Annotated in this window: 13 protein-coding genes; 3 read left to right on the top strand and 10 right to left on the bottom strand. The window is 67.9% G+C overall.

The window, feature by feature from the left end:
• Positions 1-50 precede the first annotated feature (50 nt).
• The 4 genes from AAGI46_09520 to AAGI46_09535 form a co-directional block, all read right to left on the bottom strand.
• Complete coding sequence (locus tag AAGI46_09520) at positions 51-1,046, bottom strand: DMT family transporter (GenBank protein MEM1012444.1); 996 nt, start codon at positions 1,044-1,046, stop codon at positions 51-53.
• A complete protein-coding gene (nadB, locus tag AAGI46_09525; GenBank protein MEM1012445.1) occupies positions 1,043-2,773 on the bottom strand; it encodes an L-aspartate oxidase in 1,731 nt (576 codons plus the stop codon). Before nadB ends, AAGI46_09520 begins: the two co-directional genes overlap by 4 nt.
• A gap of 193 nt (positions 2,774-2,966) precedes the next feature.
• On the bottom strand, positions 2,967-3,680 hold the full coding sequence (locus AAGI46_09530; protein ID MEM1012446.1) for a HAMP domain-containing sensor histidine kinase: 714 nt from the start codon (positions 3,678-3,680) through the stop codon (positions 2,967-2,969).
• Between the two features lie 191 nt (positions 3,681-3,871).
• On the bottom strand, positions 3,872-4,411 hold the full coding sequence (locus tag AAGI46_09535; protein MEM1012447.1) for a cold shock domain-containing protein: 540 nt from the start codon (positions 4,409-4,411) through the stop codon (positions 3,872-3,874).
• Positions 4,412-4,547: 136 nt separating this feature from the next.
• Between AAGI46_09535 and ruvB the strand changes: the two genes are divergently transcribed.
• The gene (gene ruvB / locus AAGI46_09540; GenBank protein MEM1012448.1) at positions 4,548-5,594 is read left to right on the top strand and encodes a Holliday junction branch migration DNA helicase RuvB; all 1,047 of its coding nucleotides are present in this window, start codon (positions 4,548-4,550) and stop codon (positions 5,592-5,594) included.
• Positions 5,595-5,663: 69 nt separating this feature from the next.
• Here ruvB and AAGI46_09545 read toward each other — a convergent pair whose 3' ends face one another.
• From AAGI46_09545 to AAGI46_09560, 4 genes are read right to left on the bottom strand one after another with little or no spacing between them, the layout of a single operon-like run.
• Positions 5,664-5,876: a hypothetical protein gene (locus AAGI46_09545; protein ID MEM1012449.1), complete on the bottom strand. Its 213-nt coding sequence runs from the start codon at positions 5,874-5,876 to the stop codon at positions 5,664-5,666.
• A 57-nt stretch (positions 5,877-5,933) separates the two neighbouring features.
• The gene (locus tag AAGI46_09550; GenBank protein MEM1012450.1) at positions 5,934-7,130 is read right to left on the bottom strand and encodes an LptF/LptG family permease; all 1,197 of its coding nucleotides are present in this window, start codon (positions 7,128-7,130) and stop codon (positions 5,934-5,936) included.
• Positions 7,127-8,659 (bottom strand): glycosyltransferase family 39 protein, encoded by a 1,533-nt coding sequence (locus tag AAGI46_09555; GenBank protein MEM1012451.1) that lies wholly within the window; start codon positions 8,657-8,659, stop codon positions 7,127-7,129. Before AAGI46_09555 ends, AAGI46_09550 begins: the two co-directional genes overlap by 4 nt.
• Entirely contained in the window at positions 8,656-10,536 is a 1,881-nt protein-coding gene (locus tag AAGI46_09560) for an LptF/LptG family permease (protein ID MEM1012452.1), read from the bottom strand. Before AAGI46_09560 ends, AAGI46_09555 begins: the two co-directional genes overlap by 4 nt.
• A 39-nt stretch (positions 10,537-10,575) precedes the next feature.
• Here AAGI46_09560 and AAGI46_09565 point away from each other — a divergent pair, with 39 nt between their 5' ends.
• Positions 10,576-11,301 (top strand): phosphoribosyltransferase family protein, encoded by a 726-nt coding sequence (locus tag AAGI46_09565; protein MEM1012453.1) that lies wholly within the window; start codon positions 10,576-10,578, stop codon positions 11,299-11,301.
• Here AAGI46_09565 and AAGI46_09570 read toward each other — a convergent pair whose 3' ends face one another.
• Positions 11,302-11,886, bottom strand: a complete 585-nt coding sequence (locus AAGI46_09570) for a hypothetical protein (protein MEM1012454.1) — start codon at positions 11,884-11,886, stop codon at positions 11,302-11,304.
• 94 nt (positions 11,887-11,980) lie between these two features.
• Here AAGI46_09570 and AAGI46_09575 point away from each other — a divergent pair, with 94 nt between their 5' ends.
• Complete coding sequence (locus AAGI46_09575) at positions 11,981-13,777, top strand: 6-hydroxymethylpterin diphosphokinase MptE-like protein (protein MEM1012455.1); 1,797 nt, start codon at positions 11,981-11,983, stop codon at positions 13,775-13,777.
• Between the two features lie 3 nt (positions 13,778-13,780).
• On the opposite strand, the gene rpiA is transcribed toward AAGI46_09575, so the two are convergent.
• The coding region (gene rpiA, locus AAGI46_09580; GenBank protein MEM1012456.1) for a ribose-5-phosphate isomerase RpiA at positions 13,781-14,446 on the bottom strand (666 nt) is incomplete at its 5' end.

The raw sequence follows: 14,446 nt of genomic DNA on the forward strand, positions 1-14,446 counted from the left end.
CGCCACAGCGCCAAGGGGAAAGCTGGAGCGGGCGACACGCAGGTCGACGCTCACCGCAAAAGTAGCAGCACGACGCCCGTCATGGCGACGACCGCGCCGATGACCGCGCGCAGCGTCACGCGGTCGCCAGTGGCAGCGGCGAGGGGCAGGATCCAGATGGGCGTGGTCGACAGCAGCGTCTGCGTCGGACCGGCCGGGGCGTTGTCGAAGGCGGCCTGCTGGAGCCAGATGCCGCCGAAGGTGCCCATCAGCGCCGCCGCCGCGACGTAGAGCCAGACGCGCCCCGGCACGCCGCCGGTACGCTTTCCATTGCCCATGATGATCGCCAGCGGGATGAGTGCGATCGTGGAGATGCCCAGCCGGAAAAACGCCGTCGTCAGCGGTGGGAGGTCGCTGTCGAGCAGCGCCTGGCGATTGATGAGGGCACCGATCGCTTGGCCCAGCGCCGCGAGAAGCCCGAGCAGCAGACCGGCTCGGAAGGACGAATCACCCACAAAGTCAGGTCGCTGCGACCCTGCGGGTCGCAGTCGGTCGAAAGCTCCCGCACGGTCCGCTGCGACCCGCTGGGTCGCAGCTACCTGCGAGTCCTCCACTTTCCCAGTCGTTCGTTCGAGGACGACCCAGGTGACGCCGGTGATCGTGAGCGCGATGCCGACGAGTTGCCACGGTCCCAGGCGTTCGCCGAGGAACGCGACGCCGCCCAGGACGGTCATGGGCGTGCTGGTCAGGAAGAGCAGGGCGACGCGGCGCGGGCCGATGCGGTTGACGCTGGCGAAGTAGCACGAGTCGCCCGCCGTGATGCCGATGACGCCGCTGATCGCCAACAGCAGCAGCACGCGCATCGGCTCGTCGGCCAGCGTTTTAAACGCGCTTGGCTGGGTGATCGCCAGCACCACACCGAAGAGCAGTGTGACGGCGACGCCCTTGATCGCGTTGAGCCGGACCGGCGAGATGGCGGTGCCGGCCTTGCCGTAGAGGATCGTCGCCGCCGCCCACAGCATCGCCGCGGTCACGGCCGCGGTGTAGCCGAGTGTCTCGCCTGTCACGACGACGTCCCTGCCGCGCTGGCGTTGCTACCCACCGCCACTGGCTCAGGCGTCGGCGTGGTCGTTGGACGCTGCCAGCGAAGGTGCATGCGCCAGTGGGCGTCGTCGCGCTCCGGAAAGTCGAGCCGGTAGTGCACGCCGCGACTCTCCGTGCGTGCCTCTGCCGCGGCGGCGACGAGGGAGCAGACGCCCAGCATGTTCTGAAGCTCCCACCCCTGCTTGATCGCGGCTGCGTCGCCGTTGACGAAGCCCGTGCCACCCAGCGTCTTGTCCATGACGTAGCGACCCCAGAAGTCGATGATTTCCCGGGTTTCCCCAAGGCGATCGCCGGTCCGCTCAATGCCGGCGTTGCGCCACATGACGCTCCTCAGGCTGCTGCGGACGTCGGAGATGTCCAGCTGCGTGCGATCGCTGGCGGGTTGATCGTGACGCAGCTTCTGTGGGAACGTGTCGCCGACGTCACTCGCCGCGGCGGCTGCGTGGATGCCGGCCCGACAGCCGAAGGCCAAGCCCTCGAGCAGCGAGTTGCTCGCCAGGCGATTGGCCCCGTGCAGGCCGGAGCAGGCGACCTCGCCCACGGCATACAGGCCGGGCACGGTCGTCTGCCCGTCGTGATCGCTCGCGACGCCGCCAATGAAGTAGTGGGCGGACGGGTGGACCGGAATCGGCTTCTTCGTCGGGTCGAGGTCGAAGTCGCCGCACAGCCGCATGATCGTCGGGAACCGCTTGCGGAAGGCGTCGGCGTCGAGGTGCCGCACGTCGAGGTAGACGTGCGTGTGGCCGGTCTTGCGGATCTGCTCGACGATGCCGCGGCTGACGACGTCGCGTGGTGCGAGCTCGCCGTCCGGGTGGTAGTCGTGCATGAAGCGGTGCCCGTCGCGGTCGATCAGTCGGCCGCCCTCGCCTCGGACGGCTTCGGTGACGAGCGCTCGCGCGCTGCCGGCGACGTAGAGCGTGGTCGGGTGGAACTGCATGAGCTCCACGTCCTTCAGCACGGCCCCGGCACGCCAGGCCATCGCGTGGCCGTCGCCGGTGGCGATCTTCGGATTGGTCGTCTCGCGGAAGAGCATGCCCGCGCCGCCGGTGGCGAGGATGGTGCGCTTGGCCCAGACGACCGTCAACCGACTGTCGATGATCGCAAGGCACCCGACGGCCGCGTTGTTGTTATCCGTGTCGGTGAGCACGTCGAGCGCGAAGGCCTTCTCGACGACGCTGATGCTCTCGCGTTCGCGAACGGTGCGGACGAGCGTGTTGGACAGCTCCTGGCCCGTCGCGTCGCCGAACGCGTGGAGAATGCGGGCGGCGGAGTGACCGGCTTCGAGGCCGAAGGCGAGGTCATAGGGGTTGCCCTGGGCGGCGTCTTTGTCGAAGTTCGCGCCCCATTCCAGCAGCTCCAGCACCCGGGCGGGGCCTTCCTCGACGACGAGTCGGACACTCGCCTCGTCGCACAGGCCCGCCCCGACGCCGATCGTGTCGGCGAGGTGGGCGTCGGTGGAATCCAGCGGCGAGAGCACGGCAGCGATGCCGCCCTGGGCGTACCACGTGTTGCTCTCGACCACCGTGTCCTTGGCGAGCAGGATGACGTCGCTTCCAGCGTCGGCCGCGGCGATGGCGGCCCGGAGCCCAGCGACTCCGCCTCCGACGACCAGGACGTCGCACTGCCGCTGGGGCAGACGTCCCGCCTTGAACGGCACGAGGTATCGGCGGCTTGTCAGCGCGTTCGCCACCGGCCAGCGTAGGGAGCAGCGGCCGGGCGCTGCCCAGTTTCAAGAGAACCCGGACGGCAACTCCGTCATCGCAATCGGATCGCAGCAGAGTCGAGGGACCTCGTCGTCGCCTTCGGTCACGGGCCAGAATCAGGCGAGGTCCTTCGACTCGCTGCGCTCGCTCGGGATGACGGAGTGGAGGATCGGAGACGCTCTAGTGCTTTGGCAGTGTGAGCGTGAAAATAGCGCCTTTCCCCAGTTCGCCCGATACTTCTATTCGGCCGGCATGGGCTTCTGCTATACGTTTGGTGATTGCAAGCCCGAGGCCGGTTCCACCTTTACGTCTTGTGTAATAAGGATCGAATAGTCGAGACCGATCTTCAATTGATATTCCTGGGCCAGTGTCGGCGACGGCGATGGCGATCTCTCGGCCGCGGGGCTCGACGGCGACGCGGACGGTGCCGCCGGCGGGGGTGTGTTGGACCGCGTTGAGGAGCAGGTTCAAGAGCGCCTGCTTGAGCAGGTTGGCATCGGCGTTCGCGACGGCGGGGCGAACGCCCGCCGTGTCGAGCGTGACCCGCGAGGCTGAGGCTTGCGGCGACAAGAAATCGACAAGATCGAGCGTCACCTCGTCGACCGCGACGGCGGAAAGTTGGGGCTCGATCTGACCGGCGTATCTGAGGAAGCCGTCGAGAATTTCACGGAGACGGCCCGCTTCTTTATGGACGCCGTCTAGTCGCCGACGCATACGCGCCAGTACCCGACGGCGTTCATCCAGCTCGGGACCGCGGGCGGTGGCGGTGGCTTCGAGGCGGTCGACGCGATCGTCCAACTCTTCCCGAAGGAGTTGCAAGTTGAGCTGGAGTGTGGATAGCGGATTCTTGATCTCGTGGGCGAGACCAGCGGTGAGCATGCCGAGCTCCCCCATGCGCTCCACGTGGGCCGCCCGTCGCTCGAGCCGGACGACCTTCCGTAGGCCCCACCAGAGCAGGAGCAGCAGAGCGATCCCGACGAGGCTCGCCCCGACGAGCATGCCGCTCGCAAACCCCTCGGCCATCGGTAGAAACGGAACCAACGCGACAGGTTACGCCCGGGCCGTCGTAGCCGGCCTGGGTGCGATCAGCCGACGAAGGCTTCGTCCGGATCGTCCAGCGGCAGTCCGTGGTAGAGGTCGGTCTCGCGTTTGCCGACGGTGGTGGGCTTTTCCTGAGGAAAATCGTCCTTCTTCGGCTGCTTCGGATCGTCGCGCGACGACAGGTCCTTTCGGATGGCCTGTCGCTTCTGGCGTCGCTCCTTGCGTGAGGCCTTGGACTTGGAAGGCTCCTTCTCACCCGGCTCGGGCGGAGCCGGCGGGGCTAAACGCTTGACGGCTAGGGCACTCAGGCCCTTGTCGCCCTGGGAGAGCACGTAGGAGATTTTCTCGCCGTCCTTGAGGACGCGAAAGCCGTCGCCGGTGATGGCGCTGAAGTGGACGAAGACGTCTTCGCCCTCGGGTCCGTCGACGAAGCCGAAGCCCTTTTTGACGTCGAACCATTTGACCTCGCCCTCGACGCGATCGCCTTCTTCCTCAACGACTTCGGCCGGTGCCGCATCAGCCGGCGGGGCATCGTCGGTGGGAGCGGGGGCGTCTTCGACCTGTTCTTGGGCGACTTCGGGCATGCGGTTTGGGGATGGAACTGCTCGGAACTTCACGCCGGCCAAGGCGGCCGGGCGTGGCGAGCCTACGGAACTCGCCCGACTTCGCAAGCCGACTTCCCAGCCGGCGGTCGGGATATGGGCGGCTTAGGGTCTGTCGATGCCACGCGAGCGAGTCGTCTCCGCCCAGGCCCGCTCCGACGAAGCCGCTGCCGGCAAGGCGGACAAGCCGCTTCACGCGACGCTCCGGCCCGAGCGGTTCGACCATTACGTTGGCCAGCGGGACCTGCTGCGGAAGCTGCGGATCACCGTCCAGGCGGCTGATCAGCGGGGCGAGCCGGTTGACCACACGCTCTTCCACGGCCCGCCGGGCTTGGGCAAGACGACGCTGGCCCACGTGATCGCCAACGAGATCGGCACCAAGGCCCACGTCACGGCCGGGCCGGCTCTGACGAAACCGGCGGATCTGGTCGGCGTGGTGACGAGCCTCGGCACTGGCGACGTGCTCTTCATCGACGAGATCCACCGCCTCAGCCGCGTCGTCGAGGAGTACCTCTACGTGGCGATGGAGGACTACAAAATTGACATCACCCTCGACTCCGGCAGCCACGCCCGCGTCGTCACGATGCCGGTCAAGCCGTTCACGCTCGTAGGTGCCACAACCCGCATTGGCTTGCTGACGGCACCCATGCGGGCACGGTTCGGCTTGGTCGAACACCTCGATTTCTACCCGCCGGCGGACCTTTTGGTGATCCTGCAGGCCAACGCCCAGAAGCTCGGCGTGAAGGCGGAGGCAACGGCCTTGGAGGAGCTGTCGCACCGCAGCCGGGGCACGCCGCGGGTGGCGAATCGGTTGCTTCGGCGGGTGCGCGACTTCGCCAGCGTCGAGGGTGACGGCGACATCACGGCCGACCTGTGCCGGCGTGCGTTGGAGCTGGAGGGCATCGACGCGATCGGCCTGGATGCGCTGGACCGCAGCTTCCTGCGTGCTCTGATCGACGTCTACAGCGGCGGGCCTGCGGGCATCGAGGCGGTCGCTGCGACGCTCGGCGAGGAGCGTGACACGCTCGAGGACGTCATCGAGCCCTATCTCCTCCAGCAGGGCCTGCTCGCGCGAACCCGGCAGGGCAGGCGTGTGACGAAGAAGGCGTACGACCACCTCGGGCTTCCGATGCCGGAGTCGGCCGATTCCGGGCTTTTTGCTTAGTTTTCCTTGAAAACAAGCCGGCCCACGGACGCTCGTCCGTGGGCCGGCATCGATCGAATCGCAGGGCGATTACTCCTCGGTTGCGGCGAGGGCGACGAGGGCCTGGGCGATCTTGACGTACTTGAGGTTGGCCAGCTCTTCGACGGTGTCGACGCCGAAGGCTTCCTTGAGGTGCTTGGAGTCGCCTTCGCTGACGCCCTGGATGGCGTGCGGGGGCATCTTGATGATCTCGCGGAGCGGCTTGGTCTCCAGATCCTTCATGACGGCGTTGTTGATATTCATGGGACGCGGAGCTTATCAAAAACTGGCCACGATCGCCTAGGCGCGATCTATCGGACGTCAGCTCTTCATCCGATCCAGCAGCACCACAGCCATCGGTCCGAAGATGAAGACCGGCACCCAGCACACCAGAGCCGGCCAGCGCATCGTCAGGGCGGCGGGCAGGGCCTCGGGCGGCTCGCGGGCGATCATCTGGCAGAGGAAGATCGTCCCCATGGCCGAGCCGATCAGCAGCAAAGTGCGACCCGCGGCCTTGCGGAGCTCGCCCGGCTGACGTGTCAGCACGGCCGGTACGGCCAGCAGGATCAGGACGAGGTTCATGACGTGCCCAGCCAGCCTCGCGTGCTTTGCCCGCACGAGGTCCGGCGGTGCTCCGCCTCGAAGGGCGGCACCCTCGAGCAGGTCGGTGATCTGGCCGGTCGACAGCAGGTCGTAGTAGCTGCCGCCGGCTCCGACGGAGAGGTCGGCGGCGCGGGCGAGCTCGACGTCCTTCGGGCGAAGCACCGTTTCCCACGTTTGCGTCGCCCGGAGGTTGGCATCGCTCATGGTGCCGAAGTCGGCGCGTTCGAGCACGTCGTCATTGCGCAGGCCGTTGGTCAGCAGCCAGGACGAGGTTGCCGGGTCGAAGACGGCCTCGTCCGCGGTGAGCAGGCCGAGACGGACGTCGCCGTCTTCGCCGGTGGGGCGATCGATGACGGTGACATCGACGGCCGTCGCGGGTCGAGCGCCGTCGGTGCTGGCGGGCGTGAACTGGGCGGCCATGAAGACGGTGCCGTCTCCGGCGGGCGTGGGTTCGACGATGAACGACTCGCGCTCGCCCGAGGCCGCCTCCCAGCGTTCGAGCGTCAACCAGCCGGCCATGCGTGGGACGACGAGCTCCTGGTTGATCGGCTGGACGACGAAGTTGATCGCCGCCGCCGCGACGACGATCGGAGCGGCGACGCGAATCAACGGCACGCCCGCCGCGAGCAGCGCGGTCAGCTCGTTGAACCGGCTCATCCGCATCAGCGTGAACGCCGCCGCGACCACCGGGATGATGCCGGCGAGCTGGCCGTAGATGAACAGGCCCTGTGCGGTGTAGTACAGCACGACGCCGCGCATCGCCTCCCAGAACGACCTGGTCTCGTCGCCGCCGCGGGCGATCTCGTCGAAGTTGAAGAAGGCGTCCATCATCACGTACAGCCCGACGAGGACGACGAGGCTCGCGAGGTAGTTGCGGACGAAGGCCGCGAGGATGGTGCGGTCGATGGTCTTCAACGCGATGGTCGGGTCGAGGCGGTCGACGGAACGAGGTCGGTGCGAACGTACAGGCGGCGGCGATCGCCCGCGACGAATCGATAGCCGGCGGTAAGCGCGTCCTCCTGCGGGTAGTCGAATCGCCCAAGGATCAGAATGTCGGGCCGGTTGGCTTCGATCATGTCGGCGATGGCGGCGTCGCTGAGTTCGCCGCGGCGACGACGTTTCATCGACGGCACGGCCGCCTCTGGCAGCGGCAGTCGACCGGCGGCGATGGCGAGCATTGTGTCGTCCGCGTAGGCGTAGCCGAAGCCGTCTTCGGGCCTGAGATCGAGCGCCGCGGGCAACACGTCGGCCGGAAGCTGTTGCGATCGGACGCGGCCGTGCTCGCCGGCATCGCCGACGATGCGAACGCTCGCACCGACGACGGCAATCGCAGCGAGCACCGCCGTGGCCTTGGCGGCAGGGCACCACGGCCAGCGACCGGCGAGCGTGCCGACGACCGTCGCGGCCATGAGCGACAGTGGCACCGTCACCAGCGTGATGTGATGCGCCCACAGCGGACTGGCGAACGGCAGGATGGCCAGCGACAGCACAAGCCAGCCGGCCGACGCGATGACAAGCCGGCGCGCGTCGGCGGTCAGGTCACGGCGAATCAGGATTGCCCCTGCGACGGCCGTCAGGAGCAGTGGCAGATCGCGACGCAGGTCGTTCGATAACTGCGTGACATTCCGGACGACCTGTTCGGCCCGCGACTCGGCACCGGCACGAGTCACGGTGGCGTCGACGAGATTGGTGTCGCCAGTGAGCGTCGCGACGTGCGGCGTGACGAGCTGCCGGCCGAGGTCTGGCTCGACAACGATGGCGGCGATGATGGTGCCGAACAGACCGGCGAGGAACAGGCCGGTCAATGCGAAGCGATCGCGACCGGTCCAGCAGAGCCAGACGACGGCCGGTGCGACGGTGAAGACGTTCAGCTTCGTCAGCAACCCGAACCCGAGCAACACGCCCGCGAGCAAAGCCAGCCACGTTCGCGTGACGCCCGCTCGCCAGAGACACCAGAGCGACAGCACGGCGAATGAGATCGCGGGCAGGCCGATCATGACGCTGCCGGAGAGTTGGACGAAGAGCTTCGAGCCGACCAGCAGCATCACCGCCACGACGCACGCGACCGCGACACGTCGGGCGTCGGTCCTGGCACAGTGTCGGGCGACGTCGGCTGCGACGAAGACGATCATCGAGGCGAGCAGCACGACCAGCACTCGGGCAGCCGTCGCGTCGGCGGTGACGTCGATGCCGAGCAGCGCCTCCCAGCCGGCGACGAGCCACGTGAACATCGGCGGCTGGTCGCTCCAGATGTCGCCGTAGAGGTCGTGGCCGATCGACAGCAGCCGGGCCTTGGCGAGATTGCCGCCTTCGTCGACGTCGATGCGTGCCCATGCCGGCACCGCGAGCAGCCAGAGCGTGCCGAGCACGCCGAAACCGACTGCCAACGCGAAGGGCAACCACGGCAGCGGCGGGCGAACGTCGTCTCTGGGCTCGTCCGTCATCGTCGGCGAACCCTCCAGACGAGCAGGGCTCCGCCGATCGCGACGACCGCATCGCCGCTCCAGATCACCGCGAGCCGTGCGGCCGACGGCATCATGTCGCCGGGTCGTTCGAGGTCGGCGTCGGTGATGGGGCCGACCTCCGAGGCGAGTTGCTGGCCGAACAGGATCATCGCGATGCAGACGGCCGCGGGAATCGTCGACAGGGCGAACGCGACGAGGAAGTTGCCGCTGCGTGTCAGCAGGCCCATCGCCGCGCCGACCATCGGCAGCATGAGGCACGCGACGATGAACGCCCCGCGTGCGTGCAGTTCGCCGACGACGTCGCCGTTCTGCATGGTCAGCCGTTTGATGAGCGCTCGCTTGTCGCCCGACGACATCCGGCCGGCACCGATCGCGACGCTGGTGTCGTCGAGGTAGTCCGCGGCGGTCAGGCCGGCGAAGTCGATGGTCCAGTCGGGTGCCGGGATGACGACGCGTCGTTCGATGTCGCGGTTGATGGTGGTCTCGCCGTCGATCGTGACGGCCGCGTCGTCGAGGCGGAAGGTGACGAGGAACGGTGAGTCGTCCAGGCTGGCCGACGCGTCGCTGAACGGCACGAGCGGCTCGGCGTTGACGGTGGCGGAGTCGGACCAGACTTCGAGCGTCTCCGTCGTGCCGTCGGGAAGAGGACGCTGCTGACGGAAGATGACGGGCGTGCCGTCGTAGACGAGCGTGAGGTCTTCGATGCGGCCAACAGCGTCGGAAGTCAGCGTGAAGACGCGTCCCTCGCCCGCGATCTCGGCACCGTCGACGGCGGCGTCTCGGGCGAGCGTCGTTAGGAAGGCCGCCCGTTTGTCGAGGACAACTTGCCGATGGACCATGTCGCGGATGCGCTGGCTCTGGTCGGGCTGGCCGATGAGTCGTCGCAACTCTTCGACGCTCATGAACTTGGAGTTGATGCGGACCGGCACGTCTCGTCGGACTGGCCCGAATCGCGCCGTGCTGGCCGCGGCGACGAGTGGCGACTCGCCCTCTGCCGTGGCGGGCCTGCCGACCACGCCGACGCTGCGAGGGAACTTCACGCCGTCTTCGAGCACGACGTAAATGACGAACTCCTGGCGCGAGAGGCTTGTCTGTTCGAAGGTGCTCTTGCCGCGTTCGACGGGCGGTTCGATGAAGATCGTGGCGGCGCGGGCGGCGTAGATCTCCTCGGGCACCTGGGCCGGCAGTCGTCCGCCGCGCCGGCGTTTTTCATCCGGGTAGCGGACGACATACGCGTTTTCGAGACGGACGAGTTGGACGTTCGGCGAGAGCGACGTCAACGCGGTCGATGCGCCGTCGCCTTCGACGTCGGATTGGGCCACCAGCTCTTCGATCGTGTCGGCGTCCGGCAGTACGGCCCTGTCGGCAAAGACGGTGATCGCCCCCGCGTCCGACTGGAAGCTGGCGCGGTTCGAGCGGTTGATCTGGTTGGCGGTGAGTCGGGCGAGGTTGGTCCAGATGGTCTTTTCGACCTGCAGGTTGGCGGCGGGTACGAGGATGCCGAGGAGTCCGATGGTGCCGAGCCCGAGCAGGCCACCCAGCACCAGTGCCGGCAGCAGCAGCCCGAACGGTCCGGCCGAGATGCCCGCGGCTTTGGCGCCCACGCTCTCGTTGTCGGCGGCGAGTCGGCCGTAGACGAAGGTCGTCGCGAAAAGGGCGGCGATCGGAAGCGAGTAGACGAGCATCGCCGGCAGCAGCCACGCGAGAATCGTCGCGGCCTGCCCGGCACCGAGTCCCTGCTCCGTCAGCGGACGCAGCAGCCCGGCGAAGCTCAACACGCCCGCCAACGCCACCGCAGCCAGCAGGAAGACGCGCACGAGGTCGCGGAAGATGTAGCCGAACAGCGTGAGTCCCATCAGCGGCCGCTCAAGGGTACAGCGGGTAGGGTGGTTCGCGTGCATCGCCGTCTGGTCACGCTCGCTCGCGACCTGGTCGACCTCGTTTGGCCCGACGTCTGTGCCGCGTGTGCTGCTGACGCGTCTGGGAGCCTGTGTGACGCCTGTGAGGACGACCTGCGGCAGCTTGGCGAGGCGTCGTACTGCCGGAAGTGCGGCCGAAGCACGGATGGGCCGGCGTGCGAGGCGTGTGACGGGCAGGGCTCGCCGACGATCAGGAGCGTGTGGCGTGTCGGTAGTTTCGAGCCGCCGCTGAGCACGCTGATCCGGGCAGCGAAGTTCGGCGGCCGGTGGGAGCTGTGTCGGCCGCTGGGCGAGCGGCTGGCGGGCGTGGTCGACGCGCCGCCGGACGCCGTCGTCGTTCCGGTGCCGTTGCATCCGCACCGTCGCGCCCGGCGTGGGTTCGACCAGGCCGAGCTGATTGCGAAGAGCCTTGCCCGACGGATCGACAGGCCGTTGGTCAAAGCGCTGGTCCGCCGACGCAACACGCGGCCGCAGACGGAACTCCTGGGCATCGCGGCCCGGCAGACGAATCTGCGCGACGCATTCGCGATATCACCGAGTGCCGACGTCGCGGGGCGGCCGGTGATTCTGGTCGACGACGTCACCACCAGCGGCAGCACGATCCGGTCCGCCGCCCGGGCCGTGGCCGTGGGCAACCCGACGTCCGTCGTCGCGGCCGTGCTCGCCGTGGCGGAACGACCCGAGCACCGGTTCCAGCACTGACTAGCGCGGACGTCGGACGGCGTTCAGGACCGTGCCTGCGTCCAGGATCGGGGTCGAGAGCGGGTCGATCGAGTCGAGGTAGACGCCGTCACTGTCGTTGGAGAACTCGAATCGCCAGGCCGTCGTGGGCGATTGGCCCTGCGTGGACTGTTGCGACGAGCGGATGCGAACATCGATGCGGATGCCGGCGGCGTCGCGTTCGCTGCTCATGCTGCGGATGCTGATGGCCGAGTGATCGTGGAACTCGCTGGTCGCCTGGGCGGCCCGCGTGATGTCCTGGCCGACGAAGTAGTCGTCAGCGAACCGCGTGTTGGCGTTGATGACCTCGTCGAAGGCGGTCCAGTCGACGTCGCGATAGGCGTGGACCAGCTTGGTCGTCTGGGCTTCGGCTTTCTCGGTCGGCGTTGAGACGGCCGACCCGGCGACCCACCACAGCAGCGACAGCAGCACGACGCCCGGTCCAATGAGTCGCAGGCGCGCGTCGCCCGCACGCAGCGACAAGATCAGAAGCACGATTCCAACAACCGCGGCCGCGGCGGGGGCGATGATCGGCGGGTCGAAGAGCCATTCCTCGGCAGCTTGCATGGCTGATCCTTGGTCGACGGGTTGCGTTGATCGGAGCAACGGGCGACGCCCGATAGCTCTAATGGCGACCGAGGACCGGCCGCCTGCCCCTGTCATGCGCACCAACGCCTCCTGTTCCACCTTCGCCACGCCCGAGCCCTATCTGCAGAGCCTCGCTGCCCTGTGGCAGTCTGACCCGAACCTCGCGAAACGCATCGAGTCCGCCGACGACGGACGAGCGTTGCAGGCAACGTCGCACACGCCCACGAGCGTCCGCGTCGGCCCGGACGTGCTGGCGACGGCGGTCGAAGGCGTCGAGACGGCACTGCCGATCTGGCGCGCGACGGGCAGCACCAAGGGCGCGGCCGTCGTCGCGTGCTGGGTGCCGGACCTGGAAACGCTCACTGACGGCCTGCTGCTGCCGGACGTTGCCGAAATGGTGGCGGACCAGCGGGTTCGGCTGTTCATCGGCAACGAGGACCCGGCCGTCGTGGCCGACCGGTTGTCCGGACGCTCGGTCCACCTTGCCGGCGGCGTGACGTGCATTGGTGAGTCGCCCGAGTTCAAGGCATTCGCCGCCGTCGTCGAAGCACTCGCCGAGCGCGAGCGGACCAACGTCAGCACGACCATCCAGCACAGCCGACGCACGACGATGAACGTCGCCGGCAACCTGGTTCGGTACGCGACGAGTCCGGGCATCGGCTTCCTTCAGAACGCTGCCAAAGGCCGGGCCGGCATCCTCGTGTCTGCCGGGCCATCGTTGCGTCGGAACGTCGATCGCCTTCGTGACGCCCGAGACGCCGGTTTCGTCATCGTCGCGGTCCAGACGGCCGTCAAGCCGTTGCTCGCCGCCGGGGTGACGCCGCACCTGGTTTGCAGCCTCGACCACAGCGAGATCGCCGCCCGGTTCATGCAGGACCTGCCCGACGACCTGGACGCACTCCTCGTCGCTGAGCCCAAGGCCAACCCGGTGGTCATCGACACCTGGTCCAACGGCGGCACGCGGCCCGTCGCGCTACTTGGGAACGTGACGGCCGAGTCGATGCTGCGGGAGCTGGCTTGCGATCGCCCGACGCTCCCGGCGTCGGCGACGGTGGCCCACCTTGCCTTCCGCGTCATCGAATACCTCGGCTGCGACACGGCCGTGCTGGTCGGGCAGGACCTCGGCTTTGCGGACGGCCTGGCCTACGCGCCCGGCACCGGCTACGACGACGCCTGGCGTCCAGAAACCGGGCGGTTCTGCACGTTTGAGATGAAACAGTGGGAACAGATCGCCCGCGACCGACGGGCACTCGCCACGGTCACCGACTACCGCGGCAACCCGGCCTACACCGAGCAGCGGCTCGCGACGTATTTGCACCAGTTCGAACAGATGTTCGCCGAGACGGCACTGGAAGTCGTCGACGCGACTGAGGGCGGCATCGCCAAGCGCGGGGCGACGCTCGACACGCTCGACCACGCCATCGAGCAGTTCCGGAGCGACGCCGGCCCGTTCGAAGTCCCCGAGCCAGAATCGACGACCACCATCGACGCCGAGGACGTCGCCCGCTGCCTGAGTCACAGGCTCGCCGAGGCCGAGCGGATCGCCGACATCGCCGATGCGACGGCCGGCCCGGTCCGTCAGACGCTCGAACACCCGTCGGACGCCTCGATCGTCAATCGCGCCGTCGCCGAGATCGACCGCATTCGTCGTCCGCTAGCCAACGACCTCGATCTCTCGCGTACGTTCGGCCTGTGTGCGACGATGACGCAACAGAGCGAGCACGACCGCGTCCTGGCCGACATCCGCATCGAGGCCGCTGGTGGTGATGACGTTCAGCGACGCCGACAGACCTCGCGTCGCGACCTCAGCCACGTCGAAGCGACGGCCCTGGCGGCTCGGGACCTCGCAAACGTGCTGCGGTCACTCTGACGTTCATGAGTCGCCCCTTCGCAGCGTCCGCACACCGTCTGCACCGGCGACGAGGACCACGTCGGCCATGCCGAGGAAGAGCCCCGTCTCGACCACACCGGCGATCATCGCGAGCTTGGTCGCCACCGAAGCCGCGTCAGCGATGCCGCCGGAGAAGTGGAGGTCGAGGATGCGATTGCCGTTGTCGGTGACGAAGGGCTTGCCGTCGACCTCGCGTGATAGGACCCGATCGCCAAGGCCTTCGATTTGCGCCAGCGTCCACGGCAGGGCCCACGGCACGACCTCGATCGGCAGTGGCGAGCGTGTGCCGAGCCGCGAGACGAGCTTCTGGTCGTCGACCACAATCACGCGACGTTTCGACGCCTGAGCGACGATTTTCTCACGCAACAGCGCTCCGCCGAGGCCTTTGACGAGGTTCAGGTTGTCGTCGACCTCGTCCGCACCGTCGACCACGACGTCGCAGGCGTCCGACATGCCAGGGTCGACGAGCGGCACCTCGAATCGGCGGGCCAGCTCCGCACTGGCGTGACTCGTCGGGACGCCGCGAACACCGACCAGCTTCCCCGTCCGCAGGTCTTCGGCGAGTCGTTTGATAAAGAACGCTGCCGTCGAGCCGCTGCCCAGGCCGATGGTCGTGTGGCTCTCGACAAAGGCGATGGCGGCGTCGGC

Source organism: Planctomycetota bacterium (assembly GCA_038746835.1).
Lineage (GTDB): Bacteria > Planctomycetota > Phycisphaerae > Tepidisphaerales > Tepidisphaeraceae > JBCDKH01.